This is a genomic window from Pseudomonas sp. Leaf59 (assembly GCF_920984685.1).
GTDB lineage: Bacteria > Pseudomonadota > Gammaproteobacteria > Pseudomonadales > Pseudomonadaceae > Aquipseudomonas.
On the sequence record NZ_CAKLBR010000012.1, the window covers coordinates 62,213 to 83,336 of the forward strand.

22 protein-coding genes and 2 pseudogenes are annotated in these 21,124 nt (G+C 61.6%); 11 read left to right on the plus strand and 13 right to left on the minus strand.

What is annotated here, in order from left to right:
* Positions 1-128 precede the first annotated feature (128 nt).
* Both LUB09_RS14560 and def read left to right on the plus strand, forming a co-directional pair.
* Positions 129-1,082, plus strand: coding sequence for a YihY/virulence factor BrkB family protein (locus tag LUB09_RS14560; protein WP_209984102.1), 954 nt, complete (start codon positions 129-131; stop codon positions 1,080-1,082).
* Entirely contained in the window at positions 1,082-1,621 is a 540-nt protein-coding gene (def, locus tag LUB09_RS14565; protein ID WP_057007110.1) for a peptide deformylase, read from the plus strand. The genes LUB09_RS14560 and def overlap by 1 nt, the downstream gene beginning before the upstream one ends.
* Before the next feature lie 44 nt (positions 1,622-1,665).
* On the opposite strand, the gene LUB09_RS14570 is transcribed toward def, so the two are convergent.
* A complete protein-coding gene (locus LUB09_RS14570; protein ID WP_231422896.1) occupies positions 1,666-2,076 on the minus strand; it encodes a GNAT family N-acetyltransferase in 411 nt (136 codons plus the stop codon).
* A gap of 169 nt (positions 2,077-2,245) precedes the next feature.
* Between LUB09_RS14570 and LUB09_RS14575 the strand changes: the two genes are divergently transcribed.
* The 3 genes and pseudogenes from LUB09_RS14575 to LUB09_RS24080 all read left to right on the plus strand — a co-directional run.
* Positions 2,246-3,187 carry an aliphatic sulfonate ABC transporter substrate-binding protein gene (locus LUB09_RS14575; protein ID WP_231422897.1) on the plus strand — a complete coding sequence of 314 codons (942 nt, stop codon included), beginning with the start codon at positions 2,246-2,248 and terminating at the stop codon, positions 3,185-3,187.
* 206 nt (positions 3,188-3,393) lie between these two features.
* Positions 3,394-4,014: pseudogene (locus LUB09_RS24075) on the plus strand (PAS domain-containing protein); the annotation flags it as partial.
* 171 nt (positions 4,015-4,185) lie between these two features.
* Positions 4,186-4,608: pseudogene (locus tag LUB09_RS24080) on the plus strand (methyl-accepting chemotaxis protein); the annotation flags it as partial.
* A gap of 114 nt (positions 4,609-4,722) precedes the next feature.
* Here LUB09_RS24080 and LUB09_RS14585 read toward each other — a convergent pair.
* The 5 genes from LUB09_RS14585 to LUB09_RS14605 all read right to left on the minus strand — a co-directional run bounded on the left by LUB09_RS14585 (position 4,723) and on the right by LUB09_RS14605 (position 9,671).
* Complete coding sequence (locus LUB09_RS14585; protein ID WP_209984095.1) at positions 4,723-5,181, minus strand: hypothetical protein; 459 nt, start codon at positions 5,179-5,181, stop codon at positions 4,723-4,725.
* Between the two features lie 132 nt (positions 5,182-5,313).
* Positions 5,314-6,729 carry an MFS transporter gene (locus LUB09_RS14590; RefSeq protein WP_209984093.1) on the minus strand — a complete coding sequence of 472 codons (1,416 nt, stop codon included), beginning with the start codon at positions 6,727-6,729 and terminating at the stop codon, positions 5,314-5,316.
* A gap of 90 nt (positions 6,730-6,819) precedes the next feature.
* The gene (locus LUB09_RS14595) at positions 6,820-7,452 is read right to left on the minus strand and encodes a glutathione S-transferase family protein (RefSeq protein WP_209984091.1); all 633 of its coding nucleotides are present in this window, start codon (positions 7,450-7,452) and stop codon (positions 6,820-6,822) included.
* 642 nt (positions 7,453-8,094) lie between these two features.
* Positions 8,095-8,328 carry a DUF6124 family protein gene (locus tag LUB09_RS14600; RefSeq protein WP_209984089.1) on the minus strand — a complete coding sequence of 78 codons (234 nt, stop codon included), beginning with the start codon at positions 8,326-8,328 and terminating at the stop codon, positions 8,095-8,097.
* A gap of 311 nt (positions 8,329-8,639) precedes the next feature.
* A complete protein-coding gene (locus LUB09_RS14605) occupies positions 8,640-9,671 on the minus strand; it encodes a LacI family DNA-binding transcriptional regulator (RefSeq protein WP_209990484.1) in 1,032 nt (343 codons plus the stop codon).
* Positions 9,672-9,897: 226 nt separating this feature from the next.
* On the opposite strand from LUB09_RS14605, the gene LUB09_RS14610 reads away from it, so the two are divergent.
* On the plus strand, positions 9,898-10,431 hold the full coding sequence (locus tag LUB09_RS14610) for a gluconokinase (protein WP_209984087.1): 534 nt from the start codon (positions 9,898-9,900) through the stop codon (positions 10,429-10,431).
* Between the two features lie 84 nt (positions 10,432-10,515).
* Positions 10,516-11,868 carry a GntP family permease gene (locus LUB09_RS14615; protein ID WP_186751752.1) on the plus strand — a complete coding sequence of 451 codons (1,353 nt, stop codon included), beginning with the start codon at positions 10,516-10,518 and terminating at the stop codon, positions 11,866-11,868.
* A gap of 144 nt (positions 11,869-12,012) precedes the next feature.
* On the opposite strand, the gene alaC is transcribed toward LUB09_RS14615, so the two are convergent.
* Positions 12,013-13,224, minus strand: a complete 1,212-nt coding sequence (alaC, locus tag LUB09_RS14620; protein ID WP_231422898.1) for an alanine transaminase — start codon at positions 13,222-13,224, stop codon at positions 12,013-12,015.
* A gap of 193 nt (positions 13,225-13,417) precedes the next feature.
* Between alaC and LUB09_RS14625 the strand changes: the two genes are divergently transcribed.
* Complete coding sequence (locus LUB09_RS14625) at positions 13,418-13,900, plus strand: GyrI-like domain-containing protein (RefSeq protein WP_209984083.1); 483 nt, start codon at positions 13,418-13,420, stop codon at positions 13,898-13,900.
* Between the two features lie 20 nt (positions 13,901-13,920).
* Here the strand turns inward: LUB09_RS14625 and LUB09_RS14630 are convergent, their stop codons facing one another.
* From LUB09_RS14630 to LUB09_RS14645, 4 genes are all read right to left on the minus strand, one after another.
* Positions 13,921-15,129, minus strand: a complete 1,209-nt coding sequence (locus LUB09_RS14630) for a type II toxin-antitoxin system HipA family toxin (RefSeq protein WP_231422899.1) — start codon at positions 15,127-15,129, stop codon at positions 13,921-13,923.
* Positions 15,122-15,376, minus strand: a complete 255-nt coding sequence (locus tag LUB09_RS14635) for a helix-turn-helix domain-containing protein (RefSeq protein ID WP_209984080.1) — start codon at positions 15,374-15,376, stop codon at positions 15,122-15,124. The genes LUB09_RS14630 and LUB09_RS14635 overlap by 8 nt, the downstream gene beginning before the upstream one ends.
* A 54-nt stretch (positions 15,377-15,430) precedes the next feature.
* The gene (locus tag LUB09_RS14640; RefSeq protein WP_209984078.1) at positions 15,431-15,934 is read right to left on the minus strand and encodes a GNAT family N-acetyltransferase; all 504 of its coding nucleotides are present in this window, start codon (positions 15,932-15,934) and stop codon (positions 15,431-15,433) included.
* A 258-nt stretch (positions 15,935-16,192) separates the two neighbouring features.
* Positions 16,193-17,047 (minus strand): LysR family transcriptional regulator, encoded by an 855-nt coding sequence (locus tag LUB09_RS14645; protein WP_209984076.1) that lies wholly within the window; start codon positions 17,045-17,047, stop codon positions 16,193-16,195.
* 89 nt (positions 17,048-17,136) lie between these two features.
* Between LUB09_RS14645 and LUB09_RS14650 the strand changes: the two genes are divergently transcribed.
* Positions 17,137-17,649, plus strand: coding sequence for a multidrug/biocide efflux PACE transporter (locus LUB09_RS14650; protein ID WP_209984074.1), 513 nt, complete (start codon positions 17,137-17,139; stop codon positions 17,647-17,649).
* Here LUB09_RS14650 and LUB09_RS14655 read toward each other — a convergent pair.
* A complete protein-coding gene (locus tag LUB09_RS14655) occupies positions 17,548-18,306 on the minus strand; it encodes an SDR family NAD(P)-dependent oxidoreductase (protein WP_209984072.1) in 759 nt (252 codons plus the stop codon). The two genes, LUB09_RS14650 and LUB09_RS14655, sit on opposite strands and share 102 nt — an antisense overlap.
* A gap of 110 nt (positions 18,307-18,416) precedes the next feature.
* Here LUB09_RS14655 and LUB09_RS14660 point away from each other — a divergent pair, with 110 nt between their 5' ends.
* Positions 18,417-19,313 (plus strand): LysR family transcriptional regulator, encoded by an 897-nt coding sequence (locus LUB09_RS14660; protein WP_231422900.1) that lies wholly within the window; start codon positions 18,417-18,419, stop codon positions 19,311-19,313.
* Here the strand turns inward: LUB09_RS14660 and LUB09_RS14665 are convergent.
* Positions 19,310-20,227 carry a LysR family transcriptional regulator gene (locus LUB09_RS14665; RefSeq protein ID WP_209984070.1) on the minus strand — a complete coding sequence of 306 codons (918 nt, stop codon included), beginning with the start codon at positions 20,225-20,227 and terminating at the stop codon, positions 19,310-19,312. The genes LUB09_RS14660 and LUB09_RS14665 overlap by 4 nt on opposite strands.
* 121 nt (positions 20,228-20,348) lie before the next feature.
* Between LUB09_RS14665 and LUB09_RS14670 the strand changes: the two genes are divergently transcribed.
* The gene (locus LUB09_RS14670; RefSeq protein WP_231422901.1) at positions 20,349-21,107 is read left to right on the plus strand and encodes a 5-oxoprolinase subunit PxpA; all 759 of its coding nucleotides are present in this window, start codon (positions 20,349-20,351) and stop codon (positions 21,105-21,107) included.
* The last annotated feature ends 17 nt before the right edge of the window (positions 21,108-21,124 follow it).

The following is a 21,124-nucleotide window of genomic DNA, read 5'->3' on the forward strand; positions in this document are numbered from 1 at the left end:
TTTTTGTGTCAGCTGCTGCAACTAAACTTTGGAAATTGTTTCAAAGTCGCCAAATGGGCTACTTTGATGTAGAAAACGGCCCCTGAGTCGCCCACGAATCTGACCTTTTTGCGGCGAAAGGAGACGCTATGATCTTTCCGGTACTACAAGGCCTCAAGCTGCATAAGGTGCTGATGCGCACCGTCACCGAATTCATCGATGATGAGATGCCCACCTACGCCTCGGCACTGGCCTACCAGATGCTGTTTTCGCTGTTTCCCTTCCTGCTGTTCCTCATTGCCCTGATCGGTTTCCTTCACCTGCCGGACTTCTTCAGCTGGTTGCGCCTGCAATCGGAGCTGGTGTTGCCGCCCCAGGCGCTGGAACAGGTCAACCCGGTGATCGACCAGTTGCAGCAATCCAAGGGCGGCCTGCTCTCGGTGGGTATCGTGATCGCGCTGTGGACCGCTTCGGCCGGCGTGCGCCTGATGATGAGCGCGATGAACGCCGCCTACGACGTGGTGGAAGGCCGGCCGATCTGGAAGCGTTTCCCGCTGTCGATTTTCTACACCATCGGCATCGCAGGCATGTTGTTGGCCGCCGCCGCACTGATGGTGCTGGGCCCGCAAGTGATGGAGTGGCTGGCGGGGCAGATCGGCATGCAGGAATTCGTCGTTACCCTGTGGACCATTGTGCGCTGGCCGTTGATCGTGATTCTGCTGATGTTTGCCGTGGCCCTCATGTATTACGTGATGCCGGACGTGGAGCAGAAATTTCGCTTCATCACCCCAGGCTCCGTGCTGGCCGTGGTGGTCTGGATCGTCGCGTCCCTGGGCTTTGGTTACTACGTTAAAACCTTCGCCGACTACAACGCCATGTATGGCAGTATCGGTGCGATCATCGTGCTGCTTCTGTATTTCTATATTTCCGCCGCCGTGCTGTTGCTCGGCGCGGAGATGAACGCCGTGATCGAACACATGTCGGCCGAGGGCAAGGACGCGGGCGAAAAGGAATTTGATGAGCCCGGCCACACCGATGAGAAACAGCATGTCTCAGGCTTAGGCCGAGACCACTCCAAGCCCACTCCCGTAGAGCCTGATTGATGATCCGTGACATCCTGAAAATGGGCGACGAGCGCCTGCTGCGTATCGCCGCGCCTGTACCGCCGGAAATGTTCGACAGCCCCGAGCTGTGGCAATTGATCGATGACATGTTCCAGACCATGGAACATGTCGGCGGTGTTGGCCTGGCCGCGCCGCAGATAGGCGTCGACCTGCAACTGGTGATCTTCGGTTTCGAGGCCAGCGAACGCTACCCGGACGCGCCGCCGGTGCCGCAGACTATCCTGATCAACCCGCTGATCACGCCGCTCAGCCCGGTGCTGGAAGAGGACTACGAAGGCTGCCTGTCGGTGCCCGGCCTGCGCGGGGCGGTCAACCGCTACCAGCAGATTCGCTACGAAGGTTTCGACCCCAAGGGCGAACCGATTGTGCGTTTTGCCGACGGCTTCCATGCGCGGGTGGTGCAGCACGAGTGCGACCACCTGATCGGCCGGCTGTACCCGTCGCGGATTACCGACTTCAGCAAATTCGGGTTTACCGACGTGCTGTTCCCTGAGCTGGAGCCGGCGGTAGAAGAGTAACCCTCTGACGCCACACCGCTTGAACATGTGGGAGGGTCTGCATTTCAGATTTTTAAGCCCATCGCGATCAGCGGCTTGTTGCGTTTATAGCGCACCAGCCGCTCGCTGAGCGATTGCGGCAACAGCGTTTCCTGCGTGAAGCCCATCCGGTCATACACACCCTGCAGGTCCGGGTGACAGAACAGCCACACCGTGCCCTCCACCGGTTGCACTGCGCGCAGAACCAGCCGCGCCGCCAGCCCTTGCCCGCGATACGCCGGGTCGACGAACAGCCCCGTCAGCCAGTGCCCGCCCACCACCGGCGTCAGGCATAGCCCGGCGACGATCTCGGCGTCACGCGCCACCCATAATCGACCGCCCTTGAGCGCTTTCATCGATGAACCGTGGGCGCGGTAAAACTTGTTCAGCAGCGGCCAGAGCGGTTCGCTCAGCAATTGGATGGACACTTCGGACATGGTGTTCAGGCGCGCGTGATCAGGGGGCGAGGATTATAAGCGCGTTCGGTTATGGGTTAATCCATCAAGGTTTATATTCTTTTTAATCATATATTGGTGAGTTTTAAATATTATTAAAGAATAAGCCTGCTTGTTAGGATCGCCCCAATGGATCATCAAGAGGCTACCCATGAAACCACTAAAATACCTGCTGGCGGGCTCGTTGCTGGCGCTTACGTTGCTGGCCCAAACGGCACTGGCTGACGACACTGAAACCTTGCGTGTCGGCTATCAGAAAGGCTCGGTGAGCATGGTGCTGGCCCGTGAGCACAAGCTTTTCGAAGCGGCGCTGCCGGGCACCCAGGTGCAATGGGTCGAATTTCTCGGCGGCCCGCCGCTGATGGAAGCGCTCAATGCCGGTAGCCTGGACATTGGCAATATCGGCGACATCCCGCCGATCTTCGCCCAGGCCGCCGGCATCGACCTGCAGTACATCGCCGTCGAGCCCAATGACGGCAAGACCGAAGCGATTCTGGTGCCCAAGGCCAGCACGCTGCACAGCGTGGCCGAGCTCAAGGGCAAACGTGTTGCATTGCTCAAGGGCTCCAGTGCTCACAACCTGTTCCTCAAGAGCCTGCTGCGTGCCGGGTTGCAGTGGCAGGACGTGAACGTGGTGTACCTGTCGCCGTCCGATGGCCGTGCCGCGTTTGAACAGGGCAAGGTGGACGCCTGGGTGGTGTGGGACCCTTACTACTCGGCCGCCGTGGTCGACGGTTCTGCCCGAGTGCTGGGCGACGGGCAGGGGCTCAACCCGGCGGGCAGTTTCTTTGTGGTCAGCAGCCGGTTCGCCAAACAGCACCCCCATGCCATCGCCACGATCATTCAAACCTTGGGCAAGGCGCAGCGCTTGTCCCTGGACCAGCCGCAGGAAAGTATCGCGCTGATGGCCAAGACCCTGGGCCTGCCGCCGGCCGTGGTAAAGAGTTACTTCGAGCACCGCTCACCCACGCCGATCCGCCCGCTGACAGCCGCCGACATCGCTACCCAGCAAGGTACCGCCGAGCTGTTTTTCGCCAACCGCCTGATTCCGAAAAAGGTCGATGTTCAGCAGGCAGTCTTCAAAGCGCCCTGAGCGATCGTCCCGGCACTGTCGCCTTGCATAGCGCCTGGTCGTGGCTATGCTCATTCGAATGGAATGCGCCCCTCAGCGCCGGGAATCAGGGAGATCCGCCCATGTTCAACCTCCACCACAAATCCGACCTGCTCGAGATTCAGCGTTTCTCCTGCGCCCTCACCGAGTCCAACGCCAAACTCGCCGCCATCGGCCGCTCCATGGCCATGATCGAATTCGATCCCGCGGGGGTGATCCTCGATGCCAACGACAACTTCTGCAAAGCCATGGGCTACAGCGTGGAAGACATTCGCGGCAAACATCACCGGCTGTTCTGCGAAGAGGCCTACACCCACACCGAGGCCTACGCCACGCTCTGGCGCGACCTGGCGCGGGGAGAAGCCATCAGCGGCACCTTCATGCGTCTGAATAAACGCGGCGAGGAGGTCTGGCTCGAAGCCAGCTACATGCCGGTGCTGGACGACGAGCAGCGGGTGCTCAGCGTGATCAAAGTGGCGTCGGATATTTCCGCGCGGGTCCACCGCGAACACGAAAACCAAAGCCTGATCGATGCGATCGGTCGCTCCATGGCGATGATCGAGTTCACGCCCCAGGGGCAGATCCTCAACGCCAACGATAACTTCCTGAGCACGGTGCAGTACTCGCTGGGTGAAATCGTCGGCCAGCACCACAGCTTGTTTTGTCACCGTGAGGAGGTTGAGTCACCGGCCTACAAGGCGTTCTGGGCCTCGCTCAACCGGGGCGAGTATCACTCGCACCGTTTTGAGCGCAAGAACAAATACGGCAAGACGCTGTTTCTGGAGGCTTCCTACAACCCGATCTTCGACGCCAGCGGTCGGTTGTACAAAGTGGTGAAATTCGCCAGCGACATCACCGACCAGGTCACCAGCCTGCGCACCGCTGCCGATTCGGCCCACGCCACCTCGGTGCAAAACGACGTCTGCGCGCGCAAGGGTTCGCAGGTGGTGCAGCAGACGGTGCAGATTATCGAAGACATTTCCCACGACCTGAACCAGGCCGCCGTGAGCATCGACGCGGTGAACAAGCAATCGGAGATCATCGGCACCATCGTGCAGACCATCCGCAGCATCGCCGAGCAGACCAACATGCTGGCGCTCAACGCCGCCATCGAAGCCGCCCGCGCCGGTGAGCATGGACGCGGTTTTGCGGTGGTGGCCGACGAAGTGCGCAGCCTTGCCGCGCGCACCAGCCAGGCGACGCTGGAGATTGTCGAGGTGGTGCGCAAGAACCACGACCTGTCGGCGAGCGCGGTATCGAGTATGCAGTCGAGCTTGAACCGTACGGGGCTCGGCGTGGAATTGGCCAACGAGGCCGGGCAGGTGATCCTGGAAATCCAGGAAGGCTCACGGCACGTGGTGGACGCGATCGGTCAATTCAACTCGACGTTGCAATTGCAGTAACTCACCCACACATGAAAACCCATGTGAAAGGGGATCCCATGTGAAAGGCGATACTCTGTGAAAGAGAATCCAATGTGGGAGGGGGCTTGCCCCCTCCCACATTTGAATGCTTGATTAGAGGGCCGCCAGCGCCTGTTTTACCGGCTCAGCCGGCGCGGTGGTCGACGCCACCTGCTGCTGTTCCTTCAACCGTGCAGCCACTTCCCTGGAAATCGCGTCCTGTTTTTCCTGCGGCAGCGCCTGCGCCTGCTCTTCGGTCAACCCCTGTTCCTTGAGCAACTGCTCACGAATGCGTTCGCCCGGGGATTTGCTCATGTACTCGGTGAGTTCCGCGCGCGTGCCGGAGGCGGGCGCCGAGGCCTGGAGCTGCACACGGGTCTTGGCAAACGCCTCGTCAATACGCCCGCTCGCCTTGTCCAGATCCTTCTGCGCGGCCGGCAGGGTCAAGGCAGGCTGCGTTGCTGCCAGCACGCCGCTGTACAGGGTGCTGGCGGCCGCATTGGCCGGGTCCATGTCGGGCCGATTGACCTGTTGGACGTTCGATACGGCCTGGGTGTTGTTGTTAACCAGCATGATCGGTCACCTGCGCAAGTGTTCAGTACGAACTCTGGAGCAAATAGCGTGCCGCGTGCGCCGTGCCCGTTTTATTGGGCCTCGGGCCGCCGTCGCGGCAACCGATGGCCCGTCGACGGCCAACCCTTGCCGTCAATGGGCGATGTTTTCCAGTGTCAGGTTGCGCGTACGCGGCCCGAACCAACTGATGGTGATCATTACGATGAGCATGCTGCTGGCGATAAACGCCAACACCCCCGGTGTGCCCAGGTGTTCGAGGATAAAACCGATCAACAGGCTGCTGAACACTGTCGACAAGCGGCTGAACGAGTAGCAGAAGCCGACCGCCCGCGCGCGAATATTGGTCGGGAACAGTTCGGCCTGATACGAGTGGTAGCTGTAGCTCAGCCAGGCGTTGCAGAAGGTGATCATCACGCCGCAGAAGATCAGCCCCACCGCGCTGGTCTGCAAGGCGAACAGGCTGCCGAAGATCATCGCGCCCATGGCCGAGCCGACAATCTGCCACTTGTTTTCAAAGCGGTTGGCCACCTTCACGAACAGCAGCGGCCCCAGCGGGTAGGCGAGGGTGATGATGAACGCATACAACAGACTGTGGGTCACGCTGACGCCCTGGCCCGACAGCAGCGCTGGCAGCCAATTGCCAAAGCCGAAAAAACCGATGGCCTGGAATACGTGGAACACGATCAGCATCAGCGCACGGCGGCGGTAGGGCGGTTGCCAGATATCGGCGAACCGGCCATTGCCCTGCACATTGACCGCCTCGGGTTCCGGTTCATCCAGGGGGTTACCGTGATCTTTGCGGCAGCGCGCTTCAAGGTTGTCCATGATGGCGCCGGCTTCGTCGAACCGACCTTGCTGCGCCAGCCAGCGCGGCGACTCCGGCAGGCGCTTGCGCAGTTGCCAGATAAACAGCGCAAACACCGCACTGCTCAGCACCACCCAGCGCCACCCGGCAATGCCAAACGGCGCCTGGGGCACAAGCCACCACGACATCAACGCCACGGTCGGCACCGACAGAAACTGAATGAAAAACGCAAAGGCAAACGCCGAACTGCGCATGCGCTTGGGCACCAGCTCCGAGAGGTAGGCGTCGATGGTCACCAGCTCGATCCCCAAGCCAATGCCCACCAGAAAGCGCATACAAATGATGCCCAGGGCGGAGGTCTGCAGGCCCATCAACACCGTGGCGACGGTGTACCAGACCAGCGCGAAGGTAAAGATCGCGCGGCGCCCGTAACGGTCGGCGATGGGGCTGAGCAGGCTGGCGCCGAAGAACAGGCCGAGAAACGTCGCCGCTGCGAAGGCGGCCTGGTCGGAGAAGCCGAACACGCCTTCGCTGCCGATGTGGAACAAGCCGGCGCTGATCAGGCCTGGGCTGATGTAGGCGGTCTGGAACAGGTCATACAGCTCGAAAAAACCGCCAATCGACAGCAACGCCACCAGGCGCCAAATAGTCGCAACGGGAGGAAGGCGGTCGATGCGCGCACTGATATGGGCGGCCCGGACCGGATCGATGCCGTCCGTGGAAGAGGCGGTGAGTGTCGACATGAGGGACCCTTTAGTGAGCGGTAAGGAATGGCATTCAGCGTCAAGCTAGACACGTTTACTTACAACTTAACGCGTGTCGCCCCTGTTTTTTCAGTTGTGACCGTCCAGGGCGAAGGTGTGAAAGCCCGCGTGCCGGGCCAGGCGCTGGTAGTACGCCGCGACGGCGGGATAGTGCGGGCGCTGCATTGGCGTCATCTGCCAGCGATGGACTGACAGGCCGATCAGGATGTCGGCGAGGGTGAACTCATTGCCGGCCACGTAGGCACCGGTGTTCGCCAACTGTTGTTCGAGAATGCCCATCCTGTCGTTCCACACCTGCACGGCGGCGGCGATTTGTGTCGCATCCAGACCCTCCGGGTTGTTGCGCACCAGCGCGGTAAAGGCAGCGCCCCAGGCGCGGTTGAGTTCGACGGCTTGCCAGTCGATCCATTGCTCCACCCGGGCGCGCGGCGCCGGCTCGATGGGCAACAGGTCATGGCGCTGGTAAAGGCCCACGAGATAGCGGCAGATGGTGTTGGACTCCCACAGCACGCCGTGGTCGTCGATCATCACCGGTATCTGCGCATTGGGATTGAGGGCAAGGAATTCAGCGGATTGGGTGGGCTTGAAGCCGATGCCCCAGTCCTCACGCACGTAGTCGATGCCCAGTTCCTGGCACGTCCAGAGTACTTTTCGCACATTGATGGAAGACGTGCGGCCCAAGATTTTCAGCGAATGCCCCATGGTGCGCCCCTGGCAATTGAGAATGGCCAATCTAGCAGGGGATGCGAGGCGAGCACAGTCCGTAATATGTGGCGAGCGGGCAAGCCCTAATGCCGTTCAGTTAAGCGCAGATTCCCTGTGGCGAGCAGGCTTGTCCTGCGTTGGGCTGCGCAGCAGCCCCAAAGCCAGGCGCTGAGCCGTATCAGGTGTACCGCGTTTTGCTCGATTGGGGGCGCTTCGCAGCCCAACGCGGGGCAAGCCCTAATGCCGTTTCAGTTAAGCGCAGATTCCCTGTGGCGAGCAGGCTTGTCCTGCGTTGGGCTGCGCAGCAGCCCCAAAACCAGGCGCTGAGCCGTATCAGGTACACGGCGTTTTGCTTGATTGGGGGCGCTTCGCACCCCAACGCGGGGCAAGCCCTAATGCTGTTCAGTTAAGCGCAGATTCCCTGTGGCGAGCAGGCTTGTCCTGCGTTGGGCTGCGCAGCAGGCCCAAAACCAGACGCTGAGCCGTATCAGGTACACCGCGTTTTGCTCGATTGGGGGCGCTTCGCACCCCAGCGCGGGGCAAGCCCGCTCGCCACAACAAGCCCGCTCGCCATAACAAGTCTGCTTGGCACAACACGCTCGCTTGGCGCAGCGCTGCACCGTTTATTGGGGCCGGCTTTCAAGTGCGTGGCATGTGTTGATCCATCGCTTTGCCCACCAGCAATACGCTCAGCTCACTCAGTTGATGAATGGCGAGCGCAACATCGCGGTGTTTGCCCGTGAGGTCATCGGACAGGTCGAGCAGCAGGGTGCTGACGGAGCATACGGTTTCGTAGCTGTTGGTCAGCAGGGATTCGGTGGAAATATCGGGGACGAGGGTGAAGAGCGTATGCGGGGGATTGACACTTTGCATGGCTAAGTACCTGATTTTTGCCGGCGCCCGCATCGCTACTAAACGAGAGGTGGCAGCTGTACGCAGGTTAGTAGACCGGTAATCCCGCACAAAACCCGGCGCGCCCGAGGGCGCCCTACGCACAGCCGCCATAATGGGCCTGTGCATATTGTGCAAAGGAATTCGGGCTACTAAACCCGACCACCGAGAAATTCGGCGACGGACAAACCTTAGACAGACCGACCCTGGCGCACAAGCCGGCGGATTCTGACGTAAGCGTAGGCAACGGAGCAAGGTGCTTACCGCAATGTCAGCCCATTCCTACAGGCCTCCTACGTACTCTCCCTCACCTGCAACTCAAACCCCATATCCACCACCGGTTTGGCAATCCGGTTACCCGCCATGATCGTCAACAAATGCTCCGCTGCTCGCCGGCCGATCGCTTCGCGTGGCGTGCTGATGCTGCTAAGGCGCGGCACCATGAACGAAGACGCTGGCAAGTCGTTGAACCCCAGCACCGCCACTCGCCCTGGCACCTGAATGCCGTGGCGCATGGCTTCGAGCAGCGCGCCATGGGCCAGGTCGTCGTTGCCGAAGAACACCGCATCCACGTCGGGGTGCGCCGCCAGCAACTGCAGGAACAGTTCGCCGCCCAGGCCCACGGAAGACGGGCGCGGTGTCAGTATTTCCAGCGCCGGGTCGTACAGGCCGGCCTGTTGCAGCGCCCGGCGAAAACCTTCGCCGCGCAGCAGGGTGCGCTGGTCCAGCTGCGCGCCGATATAGGCCAGGCGTTTGCGCCCCCGGGACAGCAAATGCGCGGCGGCCGTTTCGCCCGCCGCCAGTTGCGAGAACCCCACGCAATTCACCCCGGCATTGGGGTCCAGGTCCATCATGTACACGCAGGGCACGTTGCTGGATTCGACCATTCGTCGCGCGCTTTCGGTGCGATCAAAACCCGTCAGCAGCAGGCCGCGTGGCTGGTAGGCCATGTAGTTGCGCAGCAGGTTTTCTTCTTCGTCGCGCGAATAGTGGGAGTTGCCGATCAGCACTTCGAAGCCCTTGGGCCTAAGCACCTGATGGATGGCTTCGAGGGTTTCGATAAACAAAAGGTTGGACAACGACGGCACCAGCACCACCACCGAATGGCTCTGGGCCGAGGCGAGGGCGCGGGCGGCGGGGTTGACCACATAGTTGAGCTCGGCGGCGGCCTGCCGCACTTTTTCGGCCAGTTCCGTGGCCACGCTGCTGATGCCACGCAGGGCGCGCGAGGCGGTGATCGGGCTGACGCCGGCCAGACGGGCGACTTCGTTGAGGGTCGGGCGCCCCGTGGTGCGCGTATTCTTATCGTTCTTGGAGGTCATCAGGCGGCTTGCCAAACAAAAATCGAGGCACTAAGGTAGCGCTGTCTCCGAAGGGCTGCAAATGATTGAACCCTGGGTTGCCTGATCCGGTTCACTGCTAGAAGCAAGTCAGTTGGAACGGATGCACGCGTCACTCCATAAAAAAAGACAAGACGGCGCGGGAAAAGCCTGTTTTTGCACTAGCCTTACAGCGTGCAAAGGTAGCGCTATCTGCGTCCTGAGGTGTTTCATGAGTCAACCTGTTACCGCCCTGGTCATCATGGGTGTTTCCGGCTGTGGCAAGTCCAGCGTCAGCGAGGCCCTGTGCCGCCTGAACGGCGCCACCGCCATCGAAGGCGACAGCTTTCACCCTGCCGCGAACATCGAAAAGATGAGCGCCGGCCACCCCCTCAACGACGACGACCGCGCCGGCTGGCTCGACATCCTCTGCGATGAGCTGCGCCGTTCGCTCAAGGCCGGCGAGCATCCCGTGCTCACCTGTTCGGCCCTCAAGAAAAAATACCGCGACCACCTGCGCGAAGCCGCGCCGGGCCTGGGTTTCGTGTTTCTGGAGCTGACCCGTGCGGTGGCCGCCGACCGCGTGTCCCATCGCCCCGGTCATTTCATGCCGGCCAGCTTGATCGACAGCCAGTTCGCTACCCTTGAATCGCCCAAAGGCGAGCCGCTGACCCTGGCCCTCAACGCCAGCGAAGACAGCGTCGAAGCGCTGGCCGAGCAAACCAATGCCTGGTGGCTCAAGCACGGTTTTGAACCTACTCATTGATTTTTTGCCGGAAGAGATAGCGCTATCCCCGGCAGGAAATTCAACACCCGCTTTAATAACAACAACAAACAGGAGAGACCCCCCATGTTTGGCATGTCCCACGAGTCCTACCTGCTGCTTGATGCAGTGGTCACTATCATCGGGTTGATCGTACTGATCACCCAATTCAAGGTGCACCCGTTCATTGCACTGATCATCGCGGCCGGCTTTCTCGGCCTGACCTCGGGCATGCCCGTGGACAAGATCATCAAGGCCTTCCAGGACGGTTTCGGCGGAGTGCTCGGCTTTGTCGGCATCATCCTTGCGCTGGGCACCATGCTCGGCAAGATGATGGCCGAATCCGGCGGCGCCGATCAGATCGCGCAGACCCTGATCCGCGCCTTCGGCAAGGAAAAGGTGCAGTGGGCGATGATGTTCGCCGCGTTCCTGGTGGGCATCCCGCTGTTCTTCGAGATCGGCTTCGTGCTGCTGATTCCGCTGGTATTCATCGTCGCGCGGCGCACCGGCGTGTCGCTGATCAAGATCGGTATCCCGTTGCTCGCCGGCCTGTCGGCGGTGCACGGTCTGGTGCCGCCGCACCCGGGGCCCCTGCTGGCCATCGGCGTGTTCGGTGCGGACATCGGCAAGACCATCCTGTACGGCCTGATCGTTGCGCTACCGACGGCCATCATCGCCGGGCCGATCTTCGGTACGTTCATTTCCAAGTACATTCCGGGCAACCCGTCCCAGGAACTGGTGGACCAACTGGCCCGCGAGCCGGAAGCGAAAACCCTGCCGAGCTTCGGCATCACGCTGGTCACCGTGCTGCTGCCGGTGTTCCTGATGCTGCTCAAGACCTTCGCCGACATCGGCCTGCCGGACGGCCATGTGGTGCGCAACTGGATGGACATGATCGGTCACCCGATCACTGCGCTGTTGCTGGCGCTGCTGCTGTCGCTGTACACCTTTGGCCATCGCCAGGGCATCCACGCCAAACAGATCCTCAAGCTGCTCGACGCCAGCCTTGCACCGACCGCCGCGATCATCCTGATCATCGGCGCCGGCGGTGGCTTCAAACAGATGCTGGTGACCAGCGGCGTGGGCGACGTGATCGGCCATATGGCGGTGAGCGCGCAGATCAACCCGATCCTGCTGGCCTGGCTGGTGGCGGCGGTGATTCGTGTGGCCACCGGTTCTGCGACCGTGGCGACCATTACCGGCGCGGGCATTGTGGTGCCGGTGGTGGGCATGATCCCGGGGGTCAACCGTGAGCTGCTGGTGCTGGCGACGGGAGCAGGTTCGTTGATCCTGTCTCACGTCAACGATGCGGGGTTCTGGCTGGTCAAGCAGTACTTCAACATGACCGTGGTGGAGACTTTCAAGACCTGGACGGCGATGGAGACCATCCTGTCGGTGGTGGCGCTGATCTTCATCATGTTGTTGTCGCTGGTGGTGTAAGCCACACCGCAAAACAACGGTGTGAGCCCAATCCAATGTGGGAGGGGGCTTGCTCCCGATGGCAGAGTGGCAGTCACTGCATCTGGTGACTGACCCATCGCCATCGGGAGCAAGCCCCCTCCCACCGTTGTTACAGCATTGAATTCAGGCTCTGGTAACCAACCCATCCGCCCTGAACATCCCGCGAATCCCGCGCACGGCCTGGCGAATCCGGTCCTGGTTCTCGATCAGCGCAAAGCGCACATGGTCATCGCCATACTCGCCAAAGCCGATGCCCGGCGACACACACACCTTGGCCTCCAGCAGCAATTTCTTGGCAAACTCCAGCGAGCCCATGGCGGCATACGCCTCGGGGATCTTCGCCCATACGTACATCGACGCCTTGGGATTCTCGACCATCCAGCCCAGCTCATGCAGGCCCTTGACCAGCACATTGCGGCGCTGGCGGTACTGCTCGGCGATGTCCTTCACACACTGCTGGTCGCCTTCGAGCGCGGCAATCGCCGCCACTTGCAGCGGGGTGAAGGTGCCGTAGTCGTGGTAACTCTTGATCCGCGCCAGGGCGTTGACCAGTTCCGGGTTGCCCACCATGAAACCGATGCGCCAGCCGGCCATGTTGTAGCTCTTGGACAGGGTGAAAAACTCCACCGCAATGTCCTTGGCGCCGGGCACCTGCATGATCGACGGCGCTTTCCAGCCGTCGTAGACGATATCGGCGTAGGCCAGGTCATGCACCACCAGCACGTCGTACTGCTTGGCCAGGGCGATTACCCGTTCGAAGAAATCCAGCTCCACGCACTGCGCGGTCGGGTTGGACGGAAAGCCGAGGATCATCATCTTCGGCTTGGGGATCGAGCCACGGATGGCCTGCTCCAGCTCGGCGAAAAAGTCCACGCCCGGAATCAGCGGCACTGAACGCACCTGGGCGCCGGCAATCACCGCACCGTAGATGTGAATCGGGTAGCTCGGGTTGGGCACCAGCACGGTGTCGCCCTGATCCAGGGTGGCCAGCATCAGGTGCGCCAGGCCTTCCTTGGAACCGATGGTGACGATGGCCTCCGACTCGGGGTCGATGTCCACGTCATAACGGTCCTTGTACCAGCGCGAAATGGCCCGGCGCAGGCGCGGAATGCCTTTAGAGGTGGAGTAGCCGTGGGTGTCTTCACGCTGGGCGACGGTGACCATCTTTTCCACGATGTGCGGGGGGGTGGGGCCGTCAGGGTTACCCATGCTCAAGTCGATGATGTCTTCGCCGCGCCGACGCGCAGCCATCTTCAGCTCGGCAGTGATATTGAAAACATAGGGAGGGAGTCGATCTATGCGCGCAAAGCGGCGCGGCGAACCTTGGTCGGCCATTGTTGCCTCGAAGTACGTAAGCGCCCGGAACCGTCCGAGCGACGTTGGCCACTGCGGTGGCCTGCGGCAGACAATACGGTCGATGATGGCCAGTTGTCCATATGCGTGGGAAAAATTTCCGCATGGAGCAGGGCGCCGATATACCCCTATACTCGACGCGGGTTTGTTCCCTCATAAGAAGGAGACTGTTCGTATGGATCAGCAGACAAAACAACCGTTGGAGCCGCGCATGGAAGCGGGCAGGGCCATGGTGATTGCGGGCGTAAAAGGGCGTTATTCCAAGGCCACCGTCGGTGACATCCCGCGCCTGTGGGAGCTGTTCGACACCTGCATCAAGGACATCGGCAAGCGCGTCGGCGGGGTGACCTATGGCGTGTGTCATAACGCGCACCATGGCGAATTCGACTACATGGCCGGTGTTGAAGTACCCACCAAAGGCGATGTGCCCGGCAACTTCGAATCCATCGAGATCGCGCCGCTCAACTACGCCGTGTTCGCCCATCACGGGCCGGTGCAGGCACTGGCACAGACGTACGAGCGCATCATGTTCGAATGGCTGCCGCAGTCGGGCTACAAGGTCGTGGGGGCGGATTTCGAGCGCTACAGCGCGGACTTTGACGGGCGCAAGGGCACCGGCACGGTAGAGGTCTGGTTGCCGGTTGGGCAGAAGGCCTGATAACCCGAATCGGGGGCTGCTCAGCCCCCGAAGCTGTTTTGATAGGCCTGCGCAGATTGTCGTATCGCTTGTGCGACAGCTGGCACCAAGCGGCAGTACTCGTCTTCGCGCTTGAGTACCTGTTCGAGGGTTTGAAGCAGCGCCTGAATACGCGCTTCAGGTTTGTCGACTTCGCATGTCCTGGAAAATTCGAGGATGCCCAGGCGCGAAGCAAACAGAGATTTGTTGCCGTTGAGGTCCAGCGCCAGTGAGTCGTCGGGGAGGTAGGCTGTGGTGTTGACGATGTCGTACGCGGGTGCCAGCCGCGTGTCCGATTTCATCGGGTCACTGTAGAGCACACCGAAGTTTTTCAGGTGAGCATCGCCGTTGCCGACGATGCAGCTCAGCGCCACGCTGTCGAATAATTGATCGAGCGAACTGCGTTGATATTCCGGCGCGCAGAACACACGGACGGCCTTGGCCATGGCGGCGTAGCTTTTGGTGTACTTCTGCTCGGCAGACAGGCCCATCAATGAGGTCATGTCTTCGAAGCCGAGCGGGTTGAGCTGAGCGTCCCGGTCAAAGCGCCGCATGATGAACAGTTTGTGGTTCTGCGACAGATAGAACGGTGGCACCGGCAGACCCGCGTCTCGGGCAATCGACATGCACAGGTATTCATTGATGGCCAACCCTGGAAACTCGTCGCGTCCGCTCTTGATGATCAGGTCGTCGGTTTTTGAGGTAAATCTCTGTTCGGGCGTTCGGGGTTTCTCCGGCACCAGCACTTTGGGTTGAACGCCAGATATGCCGGCCCGCAGGATGTAGCGGTCCACCAGGTTCGCGAACAGATCTTCCGCGCCGTCCCAGGCCAGGATTTCGTCGAGGTTTTCTCCGGTGGCAGGTGTGCTGTTGCGCTGGATCAGTTCATTTACTTGATCACAAGACACGAAAACCCGGCCAATCGGTGCGCTGCCTCCTGAAAGCGCTAGCAGCAACATCGGGTCGACTTTTACCGTTTTGGCCAGGCGATTACGCAATTGCTCCAGCACATAACCTTCGGGCAGGTTCATCTGGAAGATGGGGTGCAGGCCTCTGCGGCGATATTCGTCCGCTCGCACGGGCATCGACAGGCTTATTGCGCTCTGCGCATGCGCGTTGTCGGCATAGCGGAACACATAGTCTTCAGTACTTGCCCGCATGCTGCCGCTGTCGCCTTGAGGGGTATGAACACGCAGTGCGAGGTTATTCACTGAATATATCCTCCAGTTCTTCAAGGGTCGGCAGGGTCACCGGCACCAGTTTGATCTCGCTGCCCAAAGCCGCCATTACGCGTGCAAAGGCATTCATGGAAACCGAGAGACTGCCTTTTTCAATTTCGATCAGTTTTTGTCGGGTTACACCGGCCAGCTTGGCCAGATCGGCCTGTGTGTAACCGCGATTGAGGCGCATGGTGCGGATTTGGTTGCCGAAGCGCTCGGCGATAACAGAAGTGTCCATGTCACGTATTCATTACTTTGAATTGGATAAGTCATGTATACGTGACATTTAGTATCAGTCAAGACTCTCGCGACCAAACGCCCGGCGCAACCTGCGCTCATACCCGATCCGCCCTTTGTACGCCTCCCCGCTGTCCACCCACCCCGCCCGCAGGTACAGGCCCATCGCCGCGACGTTGTCACTGTCCACCGACAATTCCAGTGCCTTGATCTGCGGCCAGGTTTCAATGGCCACAGCGGGTAACGCCAGCAGGCAAGCCTTGCCAAACCCGCGCCCTTGCTGGCGCCGATCCACCTGCAACGCGTGCAGCGTCGCGCTGTGTTCATCGGCCCATTGGGGCAGGCACGGGGGGCGCTTGAGCAGCAGGAAGGCAACGGGAATCTCGTCGGCCAGCAGGGCAAATCCCTTCACGCCAGGGCTGGGGTTGACCAGCAGCGTATTGAGGGCGCAGTACATGTCACCGGAAAACGGCAGTTGCTCGGGGTGAACTTCGATGTCGCGCAGTTGCTGTTGTTGCACAGCAGTCAGCGCTTCGTAGGAAACAAGGCGGGTTTGCATAGGGAAAACCGAACGGCGCAGTGAGGAAAGCAGTTTAACGCCTTCCCTGATCGCCCAGACAAAGAAGATCACTCCTGTGGCGAGCGGGCTTGCCCCGCGTTGGGGTGCGAAGCGCCCCCAATCAAGGAAAACGCGGTGTACCTGACACTACGAGGAGTATGGTTTGGGGCTGCTTCGCACCCCAACGCGGGCAAGCCCGCTCGCCACCACCACAACAAGCCTGCTGGTCACACGCAAATGCCCTTTGTCTGACAGGACTCAGTCAAGCATCTGCCCCAGCAACCAGCTCCCTGCCGGCCCCGGTGGTCGTTGCCGTGACCATAACGCGTCGATCGCCACCGAACGCGGCCAGCCGCGTACCTTGAGTTCCACCAGGCTGGCATTGCCGAAGCGCTCCACCAGCCAGCGGGGCAGGGGGGCCCAGCCGAACCCCAGTTGCGCCATTTCCATCAGCATCAGGTAACTGGCGGCCGACCACACGCGCCCGGCCGCGCGGTTGTCGTAGGGTTTGACGATGCTCGCCAGGCGCAGTTCGCGGTGCTGTTTCAAGCGCTGCGGGTCCACCTGCGCAAGGCTCGCCAGGGCATGCTGCGGTGACACGAACAATGCGGTTTCGGTGCGCTCCTGCACCGGCGAACTGGTGAGGTCGGGCGGGTAGACGTCCTGCTGCTCGATAAACGCCATGTGCGCGCGGCCGCTTTGCACCAGGTCGACCAGGTCATCGCATTCGGCGATCAGCCATTCCAGCTCCAGGTCCGGGTAACGTTCGGCAAAGGCGAGGATTGCGGTTTCGAAGCGCGGCGACTGGTAGGTGTCCGACATGGCAATCGTCACCTTCGGCTCCAGGCCCTGTGCCAGTTGACTCGCCGCCAGTTGCAGGCGGCTGCTGGCCTCCAGCACCTGTTCCGCCCGTTGCAGCAGCACATGCCCGGCCGCGGTCAGCGTGGGCTTGCGGCTGCTGCGGTCGAACAGCACCACATCCAGGTCAATCTCCAGGCTCGCCACCGCCGCGCTGATGGTCGACTGGCTCTTGCCCAGCTTGCGCGCCGCCGCTGAAAAAGAGCCCTGGGTGGCGGCCTGAACAAACGCCTGCAGCACTTCGTGAGAGGCCATGAGGTATCGCCTTGGTCGGTGGTTATTGGTTATGAAGTATCGGTGTGGCGGGTGAGCATGGCAACCGTCGTCAATCACGGAGTCGGGCCATGAACCCTACCAAATCGATCACTGAACGCGTTTGCCAGGCCCTCGGTTTCGAGGGCCTGGCCTTGTTGATCTGTACGCCGTTGCTGGTGTGGATCACCGGCAGACCGGCGCTGGAAATGGGCGCGGTGACCCTGGGCATGAGTTTGTTGGCGCTGACCTGGAACATCATCTTCAACAGCCTGTTCGACCGACTCACGTTGCGCCTGCAACTCGCCGGCGGCGCCTGGACTCGCGTGCTGCACGCGCTGATGTTCGAAGGCGGGCTGATCATCGTGGCCGTGCCGTTGATTGCCGCGTGGATGAAGATCAGCCTGTTGCAGGCCCTGATGCTCGACATTGGCGTGCTGCTGTTTTTTCTGCCGTACACCTACGTGTATCACTGGGGCTACGACGTGTTGCGCGACAGGTTCCTACAAAAACATGCCACCCGACGCCTCGATACGTTGCCCGGTGATCCATGCGCTGCCGTCGGCCAGCAGGCTGGCGATGACGCCGCCGATATCATCCGGTAAGCCGGCGCGGCCCAGGGCGGTGTTGTTGGCGACCATGGCGTTGAGGCCGGCGTTGTCGCGCACGGCGCCGCCGCCGAAGTCGGTTTCAATGGCGCCGGGGGCGAGGATGTTGACGCTGATGCCACGGGTGCCGAGTTCCTTGGCCTGGTAGCGGGTGAGCACTTCCATCGCGCCTTTCATCGCGGCATAGGCGGCGTAACCGGGCAGGCTGAAGCGCGCCAGGCCGCTGGACACGTTGAGGATGCGTCCGCCGTCGCGGATCAACGGCAACAGCTTCTGGGTCAGAAAAAATGGCCCCTTGAATTGAATCGCCAGCAACTGATCGAACTGCGCTTCGGTGGTCTCGGCAAAGCTTGCGTGAATGCCGATCCCGGCGTTGTTGACCAGAAAATCGAAGTGATCCTGTGCGAAAACATCTCTGAGTACGCGGGCAATGTCGCCAGCGAACGCGTCGAAGGTGGCGCTCTGGCCCACATCCAGTTGCAGCATCGCCGCGCGGCCGCCCAGTTGCTCGATCTGCGTCACCAGAGCCTGCGCCTCGTCGGCCTTGCTGTGATAGGTGCCGATGATGTCGACGCCCTGCGCTGCCAGGTGCAGGGCGGCGTTTTTGCCCAGACCACGGCTGGTGCCGGTGATCAATGCGATTTTACGGGTCATGGTGAGTGCCTCTGCGTGTAGGTGTAGGTGTGGAACGAGTGTATTTGTCCGACCACAACGTGATAAACAGTGCTATACCGGAATCACTGGCCGGATAAGGCGAACAATCCATGAACAAGCTTGAACTGCTGCGCACCTTCGTACGGGTCACTGAGTTGTCGAGTTTCACCCAGGCGGGCGAGCGCCTTGGCCTGCCGCGCTCTACCGTGTCCGAGCATGTGCAGGCGCTGGAGGAACTGCTCGGCGCGCACCTGTTGCAGCGCACCACGCGCAAGGTGCAGGCGACCCAGGACGGCCTTGTGCTGTATGAGCGCAGCAAGGACCTGCTGGCGCACATGGAGGAGCTCGAAGGGCTGTTTCGTCAGGATGAAGCGCAACTGGCGGGACGTATTCGGGTGGACATGCCCAATGTGATGGCGCGGGACCTGATCCTGCCGCGCCTGCCCGACTTCATGCACGCGCACCCGCTGATCGAGCTGGAAATCAGCACCACCGACCGCCAGGTCGATCTGCTCGCCGAAGGGTTCGACTGCGTGCTGCGCGTGGGTGCGCAGCCGGACCAGAGTGTGGTGGCCCGCTGGCTGTGCAGTCTGCCGATGCTCAACTGCGTGAGCGCCACCTACCTGCAACGCTTTGGCACGCCGCACACACTCGCCGACCTGGCCAACCACCATCTGGTGCATTACGTGCGACCGTTGGGCTCACGCTCGGCGGGGTTCGAATACCTGCTGGGCAACAAGGTGCAGCGCCTGCCCATGGCCGGGCGGGTCACGGTCAACAGCACCGATGCCTACAAGTCGGCATGCCTGGGCGGTTTCGGGATTATTCAGGTGCCAGCCCTGGGCCTCGGCGCGGAACTGGCCAGCGGTGAGCTGGTGGCGGTATTGCCGGACTACCCGGCACCGCCGCTGGACGTTTCATTGCTGTACGCCGGGCAGCGGCATTTGCCGTTGCGCGTGCGGGTGTTCATGGACTGGCTGGCCGGCGTGCTGCAAGCGCAGCTCTAACGCCGCGCCGACAACTGCTGCGGGGCCAGGAACGCGTCGTGGAAGTAGTCGCGAAACGCCTGCATCGCCGGGGTAAACGCGCGCTCGCGGTGCCAGGCCAGGCCCACGCTCATGGGCGTTACCGGGTCGGTGACGGTCAGGGTTTCGATGCGCTTGCCTTCCAGCGACCAGGGCCGGTGCACCAGGTCCGACAGGATCGCCACGCCGCTGCCATTGGCGACCATGCTGCGCACCGCTTCCACCGAACTGGTGCGCAGCCGCACGTTTGGCGTCTGCCCGGCCTGTTCCCAGTAGCGCATGGCGCTGTGTTCGGCCTCGTCCACGGTGAGCAGGATATAAGGCTCCTGCGCCACGTCCGCCAGGCTCACCGCGCCCCGTTCGCACAACGGATGATGGCTGGGCAGCCACAGGCGGCGTTCGGAGTTGAACAGGATTTCCGAGACGATCGCCGGGTGCGTGAGGTTGGCGGTGAGCACCACGGCCATGTCGAACCCGCCGTCGAGCAGGCCCTGTTCGATGGCCTGGCGCTCCTGTTCGAACACCTCGATGGTCACGTCCGGGTGCCAGTGCTCCATGCGCTGCAAGTGGTGCGGCAAAAAATAGCCCAGCACGGTGTAACTGGCGGCGACGCGCAGTACGCCGCTGGCGCGGTGGTCCGGCAAGGGGCTGTTCAGCGCGTCGTCGACACTGCGCACGATCACATAGGCACGGTTGAGAAAGTGCCGGCCTGCGTCGGTGAGGTTCATGCCCTGGGCCGAGCGCATGAACAACTGCACGCCGAGCAGGGCTTCCAGCTCCTTGATCGCCGTGGTGACCGCCGATTGGGAGATGTTCAAGTGAATCGCCGCCTGGGAAATCTGGCCGATTTCGGCGGTGGCGACAAAGTAACGGACCTGGCGCAGGGTGAGGGACATCTGCCTCTCCAGTACTTGGGGGTATCTGATTTTCAGAAGATGCCCCATCTGATAATAGATCTTCCCAAGGGGTCAAGGGGCAGCCTACTTTCGCTGCATCCCCTTTGACGGAGCGCACGCGATGCAGGCAGTGGATTTCAATTCAGACATGGGCGAAGGCTTCGGCCCCTGGACCATCGGCGACGGCGTCGACGCGGAGTTGATGGCCTATATCAGCTCGGCCAATATCGCCACCGGCTTTCACGCCGGCGACCCCGGCACCATGCGCCGCACCGTGGCGCGCGCCAAACAGCTGGGCGTCGCCATCGGTGCGCATCCGGGCTTTCGCGACCTGGTCGGTTTCGGCCGCCGCCATATCAACGCGCCGGCCCAGGAACTGGTGGACGACATGCTCTACCAGCTCGGCGCCCTGCGCGAAATCGCCCGGGCCCAGGGGGTGACTCTGCAGCACATCAAACCCCATGGCGCGCTCTACATGCACCTGGCCCGCGACGAGGAAGCCGCGCGCCTGCTGGTACAAAACCTGCAAATCATCGAGCCGACGCTGTTGCTGTACTGCATGCCCAACTCGGTGATCTGGCGCGTTGCCAGGGAGCTGGGGCAACCCGTGGTGCGCGAGTTCTACGCCGACCGTGAGTACGACCTCAGCGGCTCCATCGTGTTTACCCGCAACGTGCGTGCGCTGGACCCGGCCACCGTGGCGGCGCGGGCGCTGCGCGCGTGCCAGAGCGGGTGGGTGCGCACTGTGGAAGGCGAAGACCTGTTCATCGAATTCGACTCCATCTGCCTGCACAGTGACACCCCCGGCGCGCTGGAACTGGTGGAAGCCACCCGTGAAGCGCTGGACCGCGCCGGTATTGACGTCAGAACCCCCCAATAAGATCGACCCGCTCACTT